At 62.0% G+C, this 15,086-nt stretch carries 13 protein-coding genes; 11 read left to right on the top strand and 2 right to left on the bottom strand.

Annotated features, from left to right (window positions below):
* Window positions 1-16 precede the first annotated feature (16 nt).
* Both G5221_RS05150 and G5221_RS05145 read left to right on the top strand, forming a co-directional pair.
* Complete coding sequence (locus tag G5221_RS05150; RefSeq protein ID WP_266134262.1) at window positions 17-1,372, top strand: sigma-54-dependent transcriptional regulator; 1,356 nt, start codon at window positions 17-19, stop codon at window positions 1,370-1,372.
* Between the two features lie 25 nt (window positions 1,373-1,397).
* Window positions 1,398-3,500, top strand: coding sequence for a sensor histidine kinase (locus G5221_RS05145; protein WP_266134261.1), 2,103 nt, complete (start codon window positions 1,398-1,400; stop codon window positions 3,498-3,500).
* A 79-nt stretch (window positions 3,501-3,579) separates the two neighbouring features.
* Here G5221_RS05145 and G5221_RS05140 read toward each other — a convergent pair whose 3' ends face one another.
* Window positions 3,580-4,446, bottom strand: coding sequence for a helix-turn-helix transcriptional regulator (locus G5221_RS05140; protein WP_081849330.1), 867 nt, complete (start codon window positions 4,444-4,446; stop codon window positions 3,580-3,582).
* Window positions 4,447-4,461: 15 nt separating this feature from the next.
* The gene (locus G5221_RS05135) at window positions 4,462-5,319 is read right to left on the bottom strand and encodes a formate dehydrogenase accessory sulfurtransferase FdhD (RefSeq protein WP_266134260.1); all 858 of its coding nucleotides are present in this window, start codon (window positions 5,317-5,319) and stop codon (window positions 4,462-4,464) included.
* A gap of 133 nt (window positions 5,320-5,452) precedes the next feature.
* Between G5221_RS05135 and G5221_RS05130 the strand changes: the two genes are divergently transcribed.
* The 9 genes from G5221_RS05130 (at window position 5,453) to G5221_RS05090 (ending at window position 15,018) form a co-directional block, all read left to right on the top strand.
* Window positions 5,453-6,115 carry a hypothetical protein gene (locus tag G5221_RS05130; RefSeq protein WP_421262932.1) on the top strand — a complete coding sequence of 221 codons (663 nt, stop codon included), beginning with the start codon at window positions 5,453-5,455 and terminating at the stop codon, window positions 6,113-6,115.
* A 445-nt stretch (window positions 6,116-6,560) separates the two neighbouring features.
* Complete coding sequence (locus G5221_RS05125) at window positions 6,561-7,139, top strand: DUF3305 domain-containing protein (protein ID WP_266134259.1); 579 nt, start codon at window positions 6,561-6,563, stop codon at window positions 7,137-7,139.
* A complete protein-coding gene (locus G5221_RS05120) occupies window positions 7,132-7,731 on the top strand; it encodes a DUF3306 domain-containing protein (RefSeq protein ID WP_266134258.1) in 600 nt (199 codons plus the stop codon). Before G5221_RS05125 ends, G5221_RS05120 begins: the two co-directional genes overlap by 8 nt.
* Before the next feature lie 103 nt (window positions 7,732-7,834).
* The gene (locus G5221_RS05115) at window positions 7,835-9,601 is read left to right on the top strand and encodes a 4Fe-4S binding protein (protein WP_266134257.1); all 1,767 of its coding nucleotides are present in this window, start codon (window positions 7,835-7,837) and stop codon (window positions 9,599-9,601) included.
* Between the two features lie 10 nt (window positions 9,602-9,611).
* Window positions 9,612-10,229 carry a TorD/DmsD family molecular chaperone gene (locus tag G5221_RS05110; protein WP_139395094.1) on the top strand — a complete coding sequence of 206 codons (618 nt, stop codon included), beginning with the start codon at window positions 9,612-9,614 and terminating at the stop codon, window positions 10,227-10,229.
* 101 nt (window positions 10,230-10,330) lie between these two features.
* A complete protein-coding gene (locus tag G5221_RS05105) occupies window positions 10,331-10,534 on the top strand; it encodes a transcriptional initiation protein Tat (RefSeq protein WP_139395093.1) in 204 nt (67 codons plus the stop codon).
* 23 nt (window positions 10,535-10,557) lie between these two features.
* A complete protein-coding gene (locus G5221_RS05100) occupies window positions 10,558-13,434 on the top strand; it encodes a formate dehydrogenase subunit alpha (RefSeq protein WP_421262931.1) in 2,877 nt (958 codons plus the stop codon).
* 4 nt (window positions 13,435-13,438) lie between these two features.
* The gene (gene fdh3B / locus G5221_RS05095) at window positions 13,439-14,065 is read left to right on the top strand and encodes a formate dehydrogenase FDH3 subunit beta (protein ID WP_421262930.1); all 627 of its coding nucleotides are present in this window, start codon (window positions 13,439-13,441) and stop codon (window positions 14,063-14,065) included.
* Window positions 14,062-15,018 carry a formate dehydrogenase subunit gamma gene (locus G5221_RS05090; protein WP_421171675.1) on the top strand — a complete coding sequence of 319 codons (957 nt, stop codon included), beginning with the start codon at window positions 14,062-14,064 and terminating at the stop codon, window positions 15,016-15,018. The genes fdh3B and G5221_RS05090 overlap by 4 nt, the downstream gene beginning before the upstream one ends.
* Window positions 15,019-15,086: the final 68 nt, after the last annotated feature.

The following is a 15,086-nucleotide window of genomic DNA, read 5'->3' as shown; positions in this document are numbered from 1 at the left end:
CGAGGTACTTTTTTCCATGACACTCCCTCCCAGCCGCTGGTCTGCCCTCTCCCTGCTTATCGTTGACGATGAGCCCGGCATGCGCAGCTTTCTGGCCAAGGCGCTGGCCAAGCGTTTTGCCCAGATTGAGACTGCCGCCAGTGTGGAGGAGGCGGAAGCCCTGCGCTGCCGCCTTCACTTTGACCTTATCATCGCCGACATCCGGCTGCCGGGGCGCTCCGGTATCGAGTGGCACGAAGCCATCGACCCGGCCACCCGCCGCAGCGACATCATCTTCATGACCGGTTTTGGCGATATGGAGACCGCCCTCAAGGCGCTGCGCCTCGGCGCCAGCGACTTTATCCTCAAGCCCTTCAACCTCGATCAAATGGTGCAGGCGGTGGACAGAGTCATCGAGCGCCGCCAGATGGAGCGGGAGAACCTGCTGCTGCGCCGGGAGGTGAGCAAGCTCTTCCCGCCCACCCTGATCGGCGACAGTGCCAAGACCCGCGAGCTCAAGACGCTCATCGCCAGAGTGGCTCCCTCCAACGCCGCCGTGCTGGTGGAGGGGGAGTCCGGCACCGGCAAGGAGCTGGTGGCCCGCGCCCTGCATCAACTCTCTGGCCGGATGGGGGCCTTTGTGCCCCTCAACTGCGCCTCCATCGCGCCGGAGCTGCTGGAAAGCGAGCTGTTCGGCCATGTGCAGGGGGCCTTTACCGGCGCCCGCAAGGGGCGTGACGGCCTGTTTCGGGTCGCCCATCAGGGCACCCTGTTTCTCGACGAGATCGGCGAGATGCCGCTCGCCATGCAGGCCTCCCTGCTGCGGGCACTGGAGCAGAAGGCCATCCGCCCGGTCGGTGCCGAGCGCGAATTGGCGGTGGATGTGCGCATCGTCGCCGCCACCAACCGCAACCTCAAGGAAGAGGTGGAGGCGGGCCGCTTTCGCGAAGATCTCTTCTATCGCCTCAACGTGGTGGCGCTGCCGGTCGCCCCGTTGCGGGAGCGGATCGACGATATCCCCGCGCTGGTACACCACTTCACCCGCCAGCTCACCGCCGAGATGGGGATGGGTTCCTTGAGCTGGACCCACGAGGATGTGGTGGCGATGCAGGCCTACCCCTGGCCCGGCAACGTGCGGGAGCTGCGCAACCTCATCGAGCGCTGCCTGCTGCTGGGCAAGCCCCCGGCGGATTACTGGCAGAGCAGCAAGCCTGCCGAACAGGGGACGAGCGAGGAGGGTTATCCGCTGGCGTGGCCGCTGGCGGAGGTGGAAAAAGCCCACATCCTGCAGGTGGTGGCGAGCCATGATGGCAACAAGTCTGCCGCCTCCCGGGTGCTCGGGGTGGCGCGCAAGACGCTGGATCGCAAATTCAAAGAGTGGGCCATCGAATGAGGAAGGCTGATCGGATGGGGTGGCGATGAAACTGACCCTGCTCTCCCGCTGCATGCGCGCCCTGTTGCCCCGTTGCGTGCGCACCAAGGTGCGCTGGCGCCTGCTGCTGCTCACCTCGGTACCCATCATGCTCACCCTGGTGGGCATGATTGCGCTCACCCTCTACTGGACCCTCACCTACAGCTGGCAGAACCTGCTCACCACGGTGCGCAGCGATCTCGGGGTGGCCCATCACGCCATCACGGTGCAGCAGCAGCGCCAGACCGAGCATCTCGAGCATCTGCGCGATGCCTGGGCCTTTCAGCTGCGGCTGCGGGAATCGCCGGATCAGCTGCATGACTGGGTGATGCCGCTGGCGGCCAACTATGGTCTCGATTTTCTGCGCTTGCGCCGTGGCCCCGAGCTGGATCAGCTGACGGCGCAGGAGCGCGCCGCCCTCACGGCCGGGCGCAGCGTCAGCCACTTCGTGGTCTGGTCGCAGCAGGAGATGCTCGCCCTCTCCCCGCAACTGGCCAAGCGGGCCGTGTTGTGGCAGCGGGATGGCACCAAAGCGGTGGAGAACCGGGGGCTGATCAGCCTGTCACTGACCCCTGTGATGGGTCGCGACGGCTCCCTTTGGGCCGTGCTGGAGGGGGGCGAGCTTGTCAACGGCAGCACCCGGCTGGTGGATGAGCTCAAGGGGCAGGTGTTTGCCAAAAACACCCTGCCGGATGGCAGCGTTGGCACAGTTACCCTGTTTCTCGACGATCTTAGGGTGAGCACCAACGTACCGGTCAGCAGTAGCCGTCAGGTGGGCCGGGCGGTGGGCACCCGGGTCTCGCCACCGGTGCGCGAGCAGGTACTGGGGCGGGGGGAGATGTGGGTTGACCGCGCCTTCGTTCACGACGCTTGGTATGTTTCGGGCTACGAGCCGCTTTTGGGCGCCAGGGGCGAGCGGATCGGCATGCTCTATGTGGGCTTTCTCGAGTGGCCCATTATCCGCACCTACCTCACCAATCTGGTGGAGCTGGGCTCCGGCGTGGTGCTGCTGTTACTGCTCTCCGGCCTGCTGGTCTATCGCGGCGCACGGGATCTCTTCTCCCCCATCGAGCGGATGCACAAGGTGGTGCGGCAGGTGCAGGCCGGGGAGTCGGCTCGCATCGGCCCGCTGGCGCTCGACCCTGACCACGAGCTGGCCCAGCTCGGTCGCCAGTTTGACGCCATGCTGGACAGGCAAGAGGCGCATCAGCAGCAGATGGCCCGTAGCGCCGATGAGCTGGAGCAGAAGGTGGCCGAGCGCACCCAAAGTCTCGAGCTCAAGACTGCCGAGCTGGAAGATCATATCCATATGCTGACCGAGGCGCGCCAGCAGCTGCTTATCAGCGAGAAGCTGGCGGCCCTTGGCGAGCTCTCCGCCGGGGTTGCCCACGAGATCAACAACCCCCTGGCGGTGATCCTCGGCAATGTGGAGCTGATGAAGCTGGAGCTGGGGGAGGCGGCCGAGCCGGTCAGCGAGGAGCTGGCGCTGGTGTTGGCCCAGATCGAGCGCATCCGCGCCATCACCCGCAGCCTGCTGCAATACTCTCGCCCCGGCGACTATGAGACGGCGCCGGTGTGGCAGCACCTCAATCCCATCATCGAGGAGAGCCTGACCCTGGTGCGCTCCGCCCTGCGTCAGCAGCAGGTGGAGCTGGTGGCCGATCTCAGGGCCCAGCAGCCCATCGAGGCGGATCGCCAGCAGCTGCTGCAGGTGCTGATCAACCTCTTGGTCAACGCCAGCCACGCGCTGGGGGAGCAGGGGGAGATCCGGGTCGAGAGCCGCGACTGGGTCGATGAACTGGGTCAGCTGCGCGGGGCCGAGGTGCGGGTGATCGACAACGGCAGCGGCATCGAGGCGGCCATTATCGACAAGATCTTCGACCCCTTCTTCACCACCCGCGCCACCGGCACCGGGCTGGGGCTGGCTCTGAGTCACCGCATCATCAGTCGCTGGGGCGGCGAGCTGCTGGTGGACTCCACCCCGGGGCAGGGGAGCTGCTTTACCGTGCGGCTGCGCAGCCACGCCCTGCTGCCCAGCGGCAGCGAGCCCGCGAAACTGGAAGGGTGGCGCATCGCCCTCAATGCCGAAGGGCGTGAGACAAGCGATTGATGCTGCTTAAAAAAGGCCCGTTACAAAAACAGCCCGTCAACATGGTTGGCGGGCTGTTTTGTCTGTGGGTGAGGGTTCTTTACTGCGGGCTCCACACCAGCTTGCCGCTCTGGCTCAGGTCATAGCCGCCGAGGCGGGCCGCCAGTTCGCGCCCCTCGGGGGATTGCAGCCAGCCGATCAGCTGTTGCAGCAGGGTGCGAAAGAAGACCCCCTGCGGCATCACCAGATCGAAGCACTCCTGCGACAAGGGCATAAAGCCGAGGCCAAACTCAGTGGCGGTGCTCTGGGCGCCGGGCCCCACATCCGCATCGCCACGGCTGATGGCGGCGGCCAGCTCCCGTTCGCTGTTGACCTCGAGAGTGCGCTCCAGCCGTGTCAGCGACTCCCCTTGCGTTTGCAGCCACTCCTGCAGGGCGCGCTGGCTGCCGGCGCCTTCCTGACGCATGGCCCAGCGCCAGTCGAGTGCCTCTTTCGCCTCTTTGGGTTGCAACCCCTGCCGCAGCACCAGCCCCTGCACCCGCCGAAATCCATGAACGATCACCCATTGCCGGTGGCCCTGATACTGCTGCACCAGCGCCGGGTGGCGCAGGTGGGCCTCCTCGGCCTGCCCCCAGTGGATGGCGCAGAGATCCACATGGCCGCGTGCCAGCATCGCCAGCCCCTGCCGGGTGCCGCACGGGGTGTAGCCCACCAGTGCCTGGGTGCCGAGCTGCCGGGCCAAGCGGCTGCTGGCGTAGTGCAGCAGCACGTCGTCCGAGCCTGCCAGCAGCAGCCGGTCGTTCATCACCCCCTCGTGGCAGCTGCCGAGCAGCCAGCGATCGAGCAGGGAGCGGGGAAACAGCCACTTGCCGGTCGCCTTGGTGGCGGGGATGCGCGCCTCGTTGGCGAGCTGGTAGACCTTCTTCTCGTTGAGATCGAGATACTCCGCCACCTGCTTCACGTTCATAAATTCGTTCATGGCTTAGTCCCGCATCCCGCGACCGGTCGAACCGGGCGCCAGCACCGGCGGCTTCTCGTCCAGCACCATATGGTCGTGGCCGCTGAATACCTCGAAATGGCGCCCCTTGGCGCGGGCAATCATGGTGATGCCGAGCTGGCGGGCCAGATCCAGCCCCATCTGGGTTACGCCGGAGCGCGACAGCAGCACAGGAATGCCCATCTGCGCCACCTTGATCACCATCTCCGAGGTGAGTCGCCCGGTGGTGTAGAAAATCTTGTCGTGGCCACTCTCGCCGCGCATCCATAGCTCGCCCGCCAGGGTATCCACCGCATTGTGGCGCCCCACATCTTCGACAAAGGAGAGGATTTCGCTGCCGCGACAGATGGCGCAGCCATGCACAGCACCCGCCATCTTGTAGGTTTCGTTATGGGCCGACAGGGCTTTCAGCAGGGCGTAGAGGGTGCTCTGTTTAAGCTCGGGCGCCGCCAAGACCACCCCTTCGAGCTTCTTCATCACGCTGCCATACATGGTGCCCTGACCGCAGCCGGAGGTGACCGTCTTCTTCTCCAGTGACTTGTCGAGATCTTCGGCCTGCTGACTGCTCACCACGGCGGCGGCCTCGCTCTCCCAGTCGACGATGACCGACTCGATGGCCGCAATATCCTCGATAAAGCCCTGATTTTTCAAATAGCCCAGCACCAGTGCCTCGGGGCGGGCCCCCAGCGTCATCAGGGTTACTATCTCCTTCCAGTTGAGGTAGACAGTCAGTGGCCGCTCACAGGCGATTTGGCGGGTGTTCATTGTGCCCTGTTCATCCATCACCTCGACGGCCATGGTGAGCTGGGCGGCAGCATTGCTTTTGATAAAGGTCGGTGTCATGGGCCCCTCGCGACCGGTTGCCGGGATCTAAGGGGAGGGATACAGCAAGTTTTGTTCCAGATTAGTAGAATACGTTGTAAAGTCAGGGTGTATATGCTCGCTAATGATATTGAATGATGTTCAAAGAGGTATTATGGAGTTGATATATAACATCATCAAAGAAAACCCTGATTATTTTACTTGGGTTTTTTGCTTGATTAATGTTCTTTGGGGTTTGTTTATGTATTTTAATAAACAGAGCCATGAAAAAGCCATAGAGAAAATCAAACATGGCTTTTCTTTAGATATTGAGAGAAGAAGGGCTGTCTTTGAGTTAAAAGTAAATCAATATGAAATGTATGTCTCTCGCCTTGATGATTTCGGGAGAAAGTTCCAAGTTAATATGCGAGAGGTTATGGAACCTGTATATAATAAATACTTCAAAGATTACTTAGATGCTTCTCTCTCTGAAAACAAAGATAAAGAACGAGAGGTTATATGTTGGCTTAACTCCAAAATATCAGAGGTTATGCGCTCTGGCGCAGATGATTTATTGATGTTATATGCAGAATCCAACAAGCTTAAATTAACTGCTTCTGACGAAATGCTTGCAACTTTCTCCAGATTAGAAGCTTTGACAAAAGCTACAGTAGATAAGTCACATGAGTTCATGTCAAATTTCTTAGATATCATCATAAACAAAAATAATGATTTGGCTATAAAGCTTCAGAGTGAACTATCAGAATTGGCAATAGAAACACAATCGACATCTAAAGAGTTAATGAGTCAGATGCGCAAAGAATTACAGAGCATATAAGTTAGGTTGTCTATGATCTAAGTTTAATCACCGAAAAAGAGATGTCTACATTACGAATTTATATCTTGTATGATAGGTTTAATCGTAGGTTGGTGCTGAACGAAGTGAAGCCCAACGTTTACCGCGAACACCTTATCAAGGCAATAATCTGATAATTCAGCGTTATTCGATTATTGCCATTCCCTCGATCAGATACACAGGCTGATTGGTTTTACTCCGCATGTTGGGCTTCGCTGCGCTCTGCACCAACCTACGCCCGCGCCAACCCATACTCCGCATGACAGGCCAACCCGCATTAAAGCCTCCATCCACCACCAAACCTGCCTTGGCCCCACTCTTGCTATGTCTTATCCCATTAATGGCTGTGGCCGCCATAAATCTCCTGCTCTGATCTGCCTCGAACAGGGTGGATCACGGGGGAGGGCGGCCCGGCAGAGACCTTCTGATGGGAGCCGTGACAGTGCAAGACACCACCAATACCTTGCCCCCGCAGCGCTGGCTGCAACTGGAGTTAAAGGCCATCGACAGCCAGGTTGGCCGCTGGCAGAGCCGCCGTTTCGAGATTGCGGCGCTTCATCCCGCCGAGCCCGAGGCTGCAGGTGCCTTGCCCCTTACCCTGTTTCGCGATGAGCGGGGGGATTATCGCTTCAATTTGAGCTCCGGCTCGCCCCGCCTCTTTGTCACCGGAAGCCGCGTGGACAATGGCTTTGTGGCCGATGGCCTGACCCTGAGCCAGACCGTGGCCGCCGCCTATATGGATGGCGAGCGGCAGGTGCTCTCCTGCCCGCTGCCCGAGGCGCTGCAAGCCTGGGTGGAGGCCTTTATCGGCCGCCACGGCGAGCTGCTGGAGGCCCGCCGCAAGGGCAAAAAGGGCAAGGGACGGGCGCAGGATCAGCTGGGCCTCGATACGGCTGTAGCGACATCAAGAGATACGTTAGATCAAGCCAGCTGCGGCGCCGTTAAAGCCACCGGCCCCGATGGCCGCGAGCGTGGCAGCGACAGCGGAAATCGTACCCATGAGTGAGTTCCTTAAGCGTTGGTCGTCTCGCAAGAGTGAGGCGCGCAAGCATCAGGTATTGCAGCCACGGGAAGAGGTTATCCCCGAGGCAGTTGCCGCCCCTATCGAAGACAGCAGCGAAGCTGAAACTCCAGATACATCGCTGGATAGCCCCGTAGTCAGCACTGACAAGGGGAGCAGTGAACCGCGTGCCATTGAGGGGGCCGAGAGTGGCGAACCGCCGCTAACAACAGCCCCGCAGGGCAAGGCCAAACTCCCCGACAAGGAGGCGCTGCGGGCCATGTTTCGCAGCCACAAGCCGGATGGGCTCGACGACTACACCCAGGATTTCAGCCAGCCCGAATTGTTGCCTGCGGCCCTGACCGCCGGGCTGCGCAACTGGCTGGTGGATCAGGTGATCGCCCCGGAGAACGAATCGGCCAATCCGGCCAGCGGGTCTGCTGAACCGGTGGCGCTTGCCAGCGAACCTGCCGCCGAGCCGCACGAGCTGGCTGATAACCATTCTCAAACCCACACCGACGATCGGGACATTTTGGTTTCCTGCGGTGGACAAAATGTCCCAACCAAAGGTGGGGGAATGGCACCCTCAGGATCCTGACTCCCTGTCAGTCACTTTTTTTCCGGGGGAGTTGGCTCGCCTCTTGCTCTCTCGGCTTACCAACAAGCGCCCATCCCATGAGGTGGCGCGCACAGGAGCGTATGTGAGCACTGAACAAACATTGCCAAATCTGAGCCCAAATCTGGCCCCAAATCTAGCCCGCGAGGCGGGGGCGGCCGCGTATAACGCGCGCGCTCGCGCCTATGCGCTGCAGCATACGGTCAAGACCGACAACCTGATCCCGGCCACTGTCTCCTACCAGAGTCAGGGGCGCTTGTTGCTGGTCGGCCCGGAGGATCGCATTCGCCGCGCCGCCAGCCTGCTGCCCGCCGGGGTGAAGCCCATTCTGCTGGTGAGCGAATCGGTTCACGATGCCGAGGCGGCCGATCTCGAAACCATTTTCGATGCCACCGCATCCCTCGCGGCCCTGACCCTCCGCGAACCGAGCCTGACAGGGTATCTCGGGCAGTTCCAGCTCACCGGCCTTAACGGACAGGGCGAGCGGGTTAATCTGGCGGCGCTTTGCTTCCCACAACAAGGCTTTCCACAACAAGCGGCTGCTGTCAGTGAACAGCCACGCGAACCGCGCTTTGATCTGGTGGCCGATCTGGGCCGCGTCCCGCTCTTTGCGCTGGAGCGCCCGCCGGTCGGTTATCTGCATCTCTTTGATGACCAAGGGCTGGCCGAACGGCTTGCCGAGATCTGCGCACTGACCGGCATCTTCGACAAACCGCGCTATTTTCGTCTCGACCCCGAGGCCTGCGCCTTTACCGCCCGCGGCGTGCCCGGTTGCAGCCGCTGCCTCGATGTCTGCCCGACCGATGCCCTCAAGCCCATCAATGGTCGCATCCAGATCGATCCCCATCTCTGTCAGGGCTTTGGCAGCTGTGCCTCTGCCTGTCCGACCGGGGCGATTGCCTATCACCAGCCCGATGCCAACACCAGCGGCGACTACCTGCTGCGCTTGCTCAAGCACTACCGAGAGGCGGGCGGCGAAGCGCCGCAGCTGCTGATCGCCGGTGAAAACGAGCGCGAATGGGTGGAAGCCGAACTCACCCGCCTGCCCGCCAACTGGCTGCCAGTCTGGGTGGAGGAGAGCGCGAGTTTAGGCATCGAGAGCTGGTTCGCCGCACTCGCCTATGGCGCCAGTGCGGTGCGCATTGCGCTCGGCGACGATGCCCCCGAAAGCGTCCGTGCGCTGGTTGAGCGGGAGCTGGCGAGCGCCGCCGTGCTGCTGGCGGGCGCCGGCCTTGCTGCCGATCGCATTGCTCTGTTTGACGCAGATGCTGGTGAGCCTGTTTCCGGCCAGTCGGCCGTTGCCCTGCTGGACAAGCCGCTCAAGGGGGACAAGCGGGAGAACCTGTTTGCTGCCTTCGATGCCCTCTGGCAGGCCAATGACGGGAGCCGCGAGCCGCTGGCAGTGCCTCATGGCGCTCCATACGGCAGTGTGGAACTCAAAGAGTCTGACTGCACCCTCTGCATGGGTTGCGTGGCGGTCTGCCCGAGTCGCGCCCTGCATGCGGTGGGTCATGCCCCCGGCCTCAACTTTATCGAGCAGGATTGTATCCAGTGCGGCATGTGCGAAAAGGCGTGCCCTGAGCAGGCCATCGTGCTGGTGCCCCGCTTGCAGCCTGTGCCCGAGGCGCGCCGCGCGGTGCAGAGCCTCAAGGCCGAAGAGGCCGCCTGCTGCATTCGCTGCTCCAAGCCGTTCGCGCCGGCCTCGATGATCCGCCGCATCCAGCAAAAACTGGCCGGTCACTCCCACTTCCAGAACGAGGCCGCCCAGCGGCTGCTGATGTGTGAGGACTGTCGGGTCAAGGATGTGTTTGCGGCGCTGGCGGCGGATCCCGTCTCCCAGCTCAAGGTATGAGGGGCCAGTGATGAGTGAACAACATAACGAAAAGGCCGGCGAACTGACCATGACCGAACTGGAACAGAGCAGCGCCGATCTCTACGCCCTGCTGGCAAGCCTCTGGCGCGCCGCTCCCCGTGGCGAACAGCTCGCCTGGCTGCAAGGGTTGCAGGCTATGCCGGGCCCCTTTGCCAGAGGGCTGGGGTTGGTGCAGCTGGCGGCCAGCAGCCACCACGAAAACGAGCTTGCCGAGGAGTATCAGGATCTCTTTATCGGGCTGGGGCGCGGGGAGATCGTGCCGTTTGCCTCCTGGTATCTCACCGGCTCATTGATGGAGCTGCCGCTGGCGGTGCTGCGCGCAGATCTGCAGTCCCTCGGCTTCGAGCGCCAGAGCGGAGTGTGCGAGCCGGAAGATCATCTCGCCGCCCTCTGTGAGGTGATGGCGGTGTTGATTGCCGAGCAGCACCCGGATCGCAACCGCTTCTATGAACGCCACCTTGCCCCCTGGGTACTCGCCTGCTGCCGCGATCAGCAACAGGCGAAAGGGGGCAGCTTCTACCGGGCGGTCGGCGCCCTTGCCGAAGATTTCTTCAAGCTGGAAAACGAATTGCGCCTGCCGTTTGGCGCCTGCGTGGTGCCGGGCTGAATGCCCCGAACCACCCACAACAAAACGAACAGACGAGATATCCCATTGGACGCGAAGCTGGCGCGCAGGCGCCGGACATTACAAAAACAGAGGTCACAAGAATGAGCGATGAACAGCTGAAAGACCCGTCCCGCCGCAATCTGATCAAGGGAGTTGGCGTGGTCGCCACCATAGGCGTATTGGCCGGTGCCACCGGTCGGGTGGTGGGCAAAGAGGTGCTGACCCACGACACCAAGCCTGATCAGGGCTATCGGGAGACCCCCCATGTTCACGACTTTTATCGCACCCTGCGCGGCACCGACTGAGCCGGATCAGTGAAGGAGAACTCATGAAACTGACAAAACGTGCCGAGCAGCCCCAGGCGGGCGAGCAGGGCAATCAGGCCATTCGCGGTCAGGGGCTGACCCGTCGCGCCTTTATGGTCAACTCCGGCCTGGTGGCCGGTGGCGCCGTGGCCGCCGGTTGGCTGGCACCAGCCATGATGCAGCGGGCCGAGGCCAAAACCGTGGCGGCCGAGGTGCCGGTCGAGGTGAAGCGCACCATCTGTTCCCACTGCTCGGTGGGCTGCGGTGTCTATGCCGAGGTACAAAACGGCGTCTGGACCGGTCAGGAGCCTGCCTTTGATCACCCCTTCAACCTTGGCGGTCACTGTGCCAAGGGGGCGGCTCTGCGCGAGCACGGTCACGGCGAGCGTCGCCTCAAGTATCCGATGAAGCTGGTGGGCGGCAAGTGGCAGCGCATCAGCTGGGATCAGGCCATCGAAGAGGTGGGCAATGAAGTGCTGCGCCTGCGCAAGGAGTCCGGCCCCGACAGCGTCTACTGGCTTGGCTCCGCCAAGCACTCCAACGAGCAGGCCTACCTGTTTCGCAAGATGGCGTCGCTTTGGGGCACCAACAACGTGGATCATCAGGCGCGGATCTGCCACTCCACCACGGTCGCTGGCGTAGCCAACACCTGGGGCTACGGCGCCATGACCAACAGCCTGAACGACATGCACAACAGCAAGTCGATCATGTTTATCGGCTCCAACCCGGCGGAGGCCCACCCGGTCGCCATGCAGCACATCCTGCTGGCGAAAGAGCGCAACGGCTGCAAGATTTTGGTGGTCGACCCGCGCCGCACCCGCACCGCCGCCAAGGCGGACATGTATCTCTCATTGCGTCCGGGCACCGACGTCGCCTTTATCTGGGGCATGCTCTGGCACATCTTCAAGAACGGCTGGGAAGACAAAGAGTTCATCCGCACCCGCGTCTACGGCATGGACGAGGTGCAAAAAGAGGTGGCGCGCTGGACTCCGGCCGAAGTGGAGCGGGTGACCGGCCTCAACGAACAGCAGGTCTATGGCGCGGCCAAACTGCTGGCCGACAACCGCCCCGGCTGCGTGGTCTGGTGCATGGGTGGCACCCAGCACACCACCGGCAACAACAACACCCGCGCTTACTGCATCCTCGAACTGGCCCTCGGTAACGTGGGCAAGAGCGGGGCGGGCACCAACATCTTCCGCGGTCACGACAACGTGCAGGGCGCCACCGACTTTGGCGTCACCTCCGATTCCCTGCCCGGTTACTACGGGCTGGAAGAGGGCTCCTGGAAGCACTGGGCCCGGGTGTGGGACGTCGATTACGAGTGGATCAAGGCCCGCTTTGACAACAAGTCCTACAACGGCAAGCTGCCGATGAACAACAACGGCATTCCGGTCTCCCGCTGGGTGGACGGGGTGCTGGAGAACGCCGATCTGATCGAGCAGGGCTCCAACATCCGCGCCATGTTCTACTGGGGCCATGCGGTCAACTCCCAGACTCGCGGCCCGGAAATGAAGAAGGCGATGCAAAAGCTCGACATGATGGTGATTGTCGACCCGTATCCCACCGTCGCCTCGGTGATGAACGATCGCACCGACGGCGTCTACCTGCTGCCGGCCACCACCCAGTTCGAGACCTATGGTTCCGTCACCGCCACCAACCGCTCCATGCAGTGGCGTGACAAGGTGATAGAACCCCTGTTCGAATCCAAGGTCGACCACGAGATCATGTATCTGCTGAGCAAGAAGCTCGGTTTTGCCGACCAGCTGTTCAAGCACATCAAGGTAGAGAACAACCAGCCGCTCTTGGAAGACATCACCCGCGAATACAACCGCGGCATGTGGAGTGTGGGCTACACCGGCCAGAGCCCGGAGCGGCTCAAGGCGCACCAGCAGAACTGGCACACCTTCCACAAGACCAACCTCAAGGCCGAGGGCGGCCCGGTCAGCGGTGAAGTGTACGGTCTGCCGTGGCCCTGCTGGGGCACCCCGGAGATGAAACATCCCGGCAGCCATATCCTCTACGACACCAGCATTCCGGTCTCGGAAGGGGGCGGCGGTTTCCGCGCCCGCTTCGGCATCGAGTATCAGGGCGTCTCGCTGCTCGCCGAAGACTCCTGGCCGAAAGGGTGCGAGGTGGAAGACGGTTATCCCGAGATCACTGCCGACCTGATGAAACAGCTCGGCTGGTGGGATGAGCTGACCGAGGCCGAGAAGAAGGAGGCCGAGGGCAAGAACTGGAAGACCGATCTCTCCGGCGGTATCCAGCGGGTCGCCATCAAGCACGGCTTCGTCCCCTACGGTAACGCCAAGGCACGCTGCGTGGTGTGGACCTTCCCGGATCAGGTGCCCAAGCACCGCGAGCCGCTCTACACCCCGCGCCGGGATCTGCTGGCCGATTACGCCACCTGGCCTGATTCGAAGAGCCTGTGGCGCCTGCCGACCCAGTACGCCTCGGTGCAGGAGAAGGATGTCAGCAAGGAGTTCCCGATCATCCTCACCTCCGGCCGTCTGGTGGAGTACGAGGGGGGCGGTGACGAGACTCGCTCCAACCCCTGGCTCGCCGAGTTGCAGCAGGAGATGTTCGTCGAGATGAGCCCGGCGGATGCCAACGACGTCGGCGTGCGCGACGGTCAGGATGTGTGGGTCGAGGGGCCGGAAGGGGGCCGGGTCAAGGTGAAGGCGCTGGTGACCCCAAGGGTCAAGGCGGGGCTCGCCTTTATGCCGTTCCACTTCGGCGGCCACTTCGAGGGCAAGGATCTGCGATCCAAATATCCGGAAGGGTCTGACCCCTATGTGCTGGGGGAATCGGTCAACATAGTCACCACCTATGGTTATGACCCGGTCACCCAGATGCAGGAGACCAAGGTCACCCTGTGCCGTTTTCGCAAAGTAGGAGCCTGATCCCATGGCCAGAATGAAATTCATGTGTGACACCAAGCGCTGCATCGAGTGCAACGGCTGTGTGACGGCGTGCAAGAACGAGAACGATGATGCCCTGGAGTGGGGCATCCAGCGCCGCCGGGTAGTGACCCTCAACGACGGCCTGCCGGGGGAGACCTCTATCTCGGTGGCCTGCATGCACTGCACAGATGCCCCCTGCATGGCGGTCTGCCCGGCCGACTGCTTCTATCACACCGACGACGGCATAGTGCTGCACAACAAGGATCTCTGCATCGGTTGCGGCTACTGCCTATTTGCCTGCCCGTTCGGGGCACCCCAGTTCCCGAAAACCGCTGCCTTTGGCGATCGGGGCAAGATGGACAAGTGCACCTTCTGTGCCGGCGGCCCGGAAGAGGATCACAGCGAAGCGGAGCGCCAGAAGTACGGTGCCAACCGCATCGCCGAGGGCAAGCTGCCCATGTGTGCCGAGCTCTGCTCCACCAAGGCACTGCTGGCAGGGGATGCGCAGGTCATCTCCGACATCTTCCGCGAGCGGGTTGCCTATCGCGGTGCCAAGGACGCGGCTTGGGGTAATGGCGATGAGCTGTTCCACGATGCCAGCAAGCTGAACAAGCAGGGAGGGGTGGCATGAAAACCTGGCTAATGGCCCTGTTTGCTGCCCTGCTGCTGGTGAGTACCGCAAGTTTCGCCGATGCCGAGAAAGAGGCGGTCGGCTTTGCCGGCGCCGATTACTGGCGGGCGGTGAAGGATGGGCAGGAGGGGGTGACCACCTCCCGCTCGCCGGAGCACGGGGTGCTGATCTCGGTGCCGGGCCAGCTCTGGTTCGAGGTGAAGACCAAGTGGGTGTCGCCGCTCGGCGCCATCGCCATTTTCGGGTCGCTCGCCATGTGTGGCCTGATGTATCTGGTGGTGGGGCAGACCAAGCTCTCCAAACCGCGTACCGGGCGCAAGCTCAAGCGCTGGAGCAGGCTGGATCGGGCGCTGCACTGGACCACGGCGGCCATGTTTCTGACCCTGTCCGGGTCGGGGCTGGCCATCATCTACGGCAAGTACTTCATCAAGCCGGTGGTGAGCCTCGGGGTGTGGGAGAACTGGATCTGGTTTGCCAAGGTGTTCCACAACTACGTGGGGCCGCTCTTCTTCCTCTGCCTGATGGGGGTGCTCATCAAGTGGTTCCGCCACAACATTGTCAACATGGTGGATGTGCAGTGGTTCATGAAGTTTGGCGGCATGCTCGGCAAGCACAAGGGGAGTCACCCCTCGGCGGGCTTCTCCAACGGCGGCGAGAAGGCGATCTTCTGGTTGCTCATCTGGTTTGGCGGCATTGTGGTGGCGACCGGGTTGTTCCTCGACTTCCCAATCTTCGGCCAGCTGCGCCGCCAGATGGAGTGGGCCAGCTTCATCCATATCGTAGGCGCCTTGATCCTTATCTGCGGCTTTATTTTCCATATCTACATGGGCCTGTTCCAGTTGGAAGGGGCGCTGGAGGGGATGGTGACCGGCGAGGTGGACGAGACCTGGGCCAAGGAGCACCACGACCTCTGGTATGAAGAGGTGAAGCACACCCTCGATGAGCCCAAGTAGGGCAAATCAAGCTGATGGTCGACAAAGAGTAAAAGAGAAGGGGCGCAGCGGCGCCCCTTTTGATGGGG

This window comes from Aeromonas sp. 602200, from assembly GCF_049173895.1.
In the GTDB taxonomy this organism is placed as follows: domain Bacteria; phylum Pseudomonadota; class Gammaproteobacteria; order Enterobacterales; family Aeromonadaceae; genus Aeromonas; species Aeromonas veronii_A.
This window is presented reverse-complemented; position numbering and strand designations above follow the sequence as displayed.

What these genes read in the sequence shown, in the direction of transcription:
- G5221_RS05130 (WP_421262932.1), top strand. Translation starts at nt 5,453, where the DNA reads ATGGAGTTGATATATAACATCATCAAAGAAAACCCTGATTATTTTACT.
- G5221_RS05090 (WP_421171675.1), top strand. Translation starts at nt 14,062, where the DNA reads ATGAAAACCTGGCTAATGGCCCTGTTTGCTGCCCTGCTGCTGGTGAGT.
- G5221_RS05105 (WP_139395093.1), top strand. Translation starts at nt 10,331, where the DNA reads ATGAGCGATGAACAGCTGAAAGACCCGTCCCGCCGCAATCTGATCAAG.
- G5221_RS05150 (WP_266134262.1), top strand. Translation starts at nt 17, where the DNA reads ATGACACTCCCTCCCAGCCGCTGGTCTGCCCTCTCCCTGCTTATCGTT.
- G5221_RS05100 (WP_421262931.1), top strand. Translation starts at nt 10,558, where the DNA reads ATGAAACTGACAAAACGTGCCGAGCAGCCCCAGGCGGGCGAGCAGGGC.
- G5221_RS05145 (WP_266134261.1), top strand. Translation starts at nt 1,398, where the DNA reads ATGAAACTGACCCTGCTCTCCCGCTGCATGCGCGCCCTGTTGCCCCGT.
- G5221_RS05110 (WP_139395094.1), top strand. Translation starts at nt 9,612, where the DNA reads ATGAGTGAACAACATAACGAAAAGGCCGGCGAACTGACCATGACCGAA.
- G5221_RS05120 (WP_266134258.1), top strand. Translation starts at nt 7,132, where the DNA reads ATGAGTGAGTTCCTTAAGCGTTGGTCGTCTCGCAAGAGTGAGGCGCGC.
- fdh3B (WP_421262930.1), top strand. Translation starts at nt 13,439, where the DNA reads ATGGCCAGAATGAAATTCATGTGTGACACCAAGCGCTGCATCGAGTGC.
- G5221_RS05135 (WP_266134260.1), bottom strand. Translation starts at nt 5,319, where the DNA reads ATGACACCGACCTTTATCAAAAGCAATGCTGCCGCCCAGCTCACCATG.
- G5221_RS05125 (WP_266134259.1), top strand. Translation starts at nt 6,561, where the DNA reads ATGGGAGCCGTGACAGTGCAAGACACCACCAATACCTTGCCCCCGCAG.
- G5221_RS05140 (WP_081849330.1), bottom strand. Translation starts at nt 4,446, where the DNA reads ATGAACGTGAAGCAGGTGGCGGAGTATCTCGATCTCAACGAGAAGAAG.